Origin of the sequence: Streptomyces sp. NPDC058457, assembly GCF_042720695.1 — a bacterium.
Taxonomy (GTDB): Bacteria; Actinomycetota; Actinomycetes; order Streptomycetales; family Streptomycetaceae; genus Streptomyces.
This window is the reverse complement of record NZ_JBHXLU010000126.1, coordinates 29382-32084: the sequence shown is the minus strand read 5'-3', so window position 1 is coordinate 32084 and position 2703 is coordinate 29382. Positions and strand designations below refer to the sequence as shown.

The window sequence follows — 2703 nt, the reverse complement described above, 5'->3', positions numbered from 1 at the left end:
CCCCTTTAGGTGGGACCAGTGGGCCCACCTTCTTGGGGGCGCGGGGAACTGCGCGACCAGCCACGGCGCACCCGAAGCCGAAAACGGTCCCGCACCCCCTGTTTATATGCCCCCACAGATTCCGGACGGGTCCGCGGCAACGGACCCGCCCGGCTTTCGGAGGACACTCACTCTCACCAAGGAGCGTCGCAATGAAGCGTCGCAGATCAACCTCAAGTACGGCCAGTCGAACAGCCCGCGTGCTGACTCTTCTGGCCACCCTGGCCGGCGCCCTGCTCGTCCCGGCCACCGCCGCGCACGCCGCCGGCACCGCCTACTACGTCGACTGCTCGGCCGCCACCAACGGCACCGGCACCCAGTCCAGCCCCTGGAACGCCGTCGGCAGCGTCAACGGCACCACCTTCACCGCAGGCGACAGCATCCTGTTCAAGGCCGGCACCACCTGCACCGGCCAGCTCTCCCCGGGCGGCTCGGGAGCCTCGGGCAGCAACATCTCGATCAGCTCCTACGGCTCCGGCGCCAAGCCGGTCATCGACGCCGCCGGCGCCACCGGCGCGGTCGTCAAACTGCTCAACCAGCAGTACTGGGACATCGGCGGCCTGGAGCTGATCGACAACGCCTCCTCGCCCGCCTACCGCTCGGGCGTCCTCGCCGAGAACAGCTCCGGCGGCGTCCTGCACCACATCCGCGTGCACGACATGTACATCCACAACATCGCGGGCTACGGCGGCGGCTGGTACTCCACCAACGCGGGCGTCGGCGTCCAGACCGACCACACCACCCCGGTCTCCACCTGGGACGACGTCGTCGTCGAGAACAACACCTTCGACCACGTGGACCGGATCGCCGTCGCCGTCACCCCGGACGGGGACGGCCAGGGCACCGGCCTGACCACGAACACGGTCATCCGCAACAACACGATGACCTACGACGGTGCCGACGACATCCTCGTCGTGAAGAACGACGGCGCCCTCATCGACGGCAACAAGGCGGGCTACGGCGGCGCCAAGTCCACCTGCCCGCCGTCCGGCCAGTACTGCAACGGCGCCTCCGCCGGTATCTGGATGTCCGGCAGCAGCAACACCGTCGTCCAGAACAACGAGGTCTACTGCCACGTCAACGGCGCCGACGGCACCGGCTTCGACGTGGACTGGGGCAACCACAACACCACGTTCCAGTACAACTACAGCCACCAGAACCTCGGCGGCTTCCTGCTGGTGATGCCGCCCTTCACCATCGCCAACGAGCCCACCTCGACGGTGCCCAGCGACGGCACGGTGGTCCGCTACAACATCAGCGAGAACGACGGCAGCAACTCCGGCTGCCCGACCTCCGGCACCCAGACCCACGGCGCCGGAGTCCTGCACTTCGTCGGCGGAGTCCCCAACCAGAGCGGCAGTTCCTCCGCCGTCCCGCTCTTCTACAACAACACCTTCTCCGTCCGGGACGGCCTGAGCACCCCGATCCTGTACTCCCGCTCCGGCACGTCCATCAGCGGCGCCCTGTCCTTCCAGAACAACGCCGTCTTCAACTACGGCACCGGCAACTACTTCACCACCACCGGCACCTCGACCTACTCCAACAACCTCTTCTACGGCAACCACCCGTCCCGCGAGCCCGCCGACGCCGCGAAGGTGACCGCCGACCCCGAGTTCCGCAACCCGGGCAACGCCAACACCTCGTCCTCGTACACCGGCAAGAACGCCTACCAGGTGCACGCGTCCTCCCCGGTGATCCGGGCCGGCACGGTGATCAGCTCCAACGGCGGCTACGACGCCTTCGGCAACGCCGTCTCCGCGACGGCCGCCCCCAACATCGGCGCGTACAACGGCACCGGCGGCAACCTGCTCTCCAACGCGGGCTTCGAGACAGGTGCGTTGAGCCCCTGGACGCAGGCCAGCGGCAACTCCTCGACCGTGACCGCGGCCAACGCCCGCACCGGAAGCTACGCGCTCACCACCACCGCGAGCAGCAGCGGCGCCAACCAGGCCCTGACCGGCCTCAGCCCGAGCACCACCTATCTGCTGACCGGCTGGGCCAAGGTCGCCACCGCGGGCGAGACCCTCGCGATCGGTGTGAAGAACTTCGGCGGGACCGAGACGTACACCAACATCGCCACCACGTCCTACAGCCAGGCCGCGGTGCTGTTCACCACCGGGTCGTCGAGCACCACGGCCACCGTCTACTGCTGGAAGAACGCCGGCGGCAGCGGCGCGGGCTACTGCGACGACCTCGCGGTGGAGCCCCTGTCCTCCGCCACCAACGCCGTCACCAACCCCGGTTACGAGACCGGCGCCCTGACCCCCTGGGCCCAGTCGACGGGTACGGCGTCCAGTGTGGTCGCCTCCAACGCCCGCTCCGGCACCTACGCGCTCCAGACCGGGGTCAGTGCCAGCGGCGCCATCCAGACGGTGAGCGGCCTCACCGCCGGCGGCACCTATCTGCTGGTCGGCTGGGCCAAGGCGGCCACCGCCGGTGAGGAGGTCGCCGTGGGTGTGAAGAGCTTCGGCGGTACGGAGACGTACCTGCGGACCTCGACCACGTCCTACGCCCAGCAGCCCGTCTTCTTCACCACGGGCGTCTCCACCACCTCCGCCGGTGTCTACTGCTACAAGAACTCCGGTTCGGCGGCCGGTTACTGCGACGACTACTCGCTGATCAAGCTGTCGTAACGGCAGCGGCGACGAGCGGGCGGGCCGGATC

At 68.6% G+C, this 2703-nt stretch carries 1 protein-coding gene; it reads left to right on the top strand.

Going from position 1 to position 2703, the window contains the following annotated elements:
- The first annotated feature begins 239 nt into the window (after positions 1-239).
- The gene (locus ACFWPS_RS49670; protein WP_383719866.1) at positions 240-2672 is read left to right on the top strand and encodes a carbohydrate binding domain-containing protein; all 2433 of its coding nucleotides are present in this window, start codon (positions 240-242) and stop codon (positions 2670-2672) included.
- Positions 2673-2703: the final 31 nt, after the last annotated feature.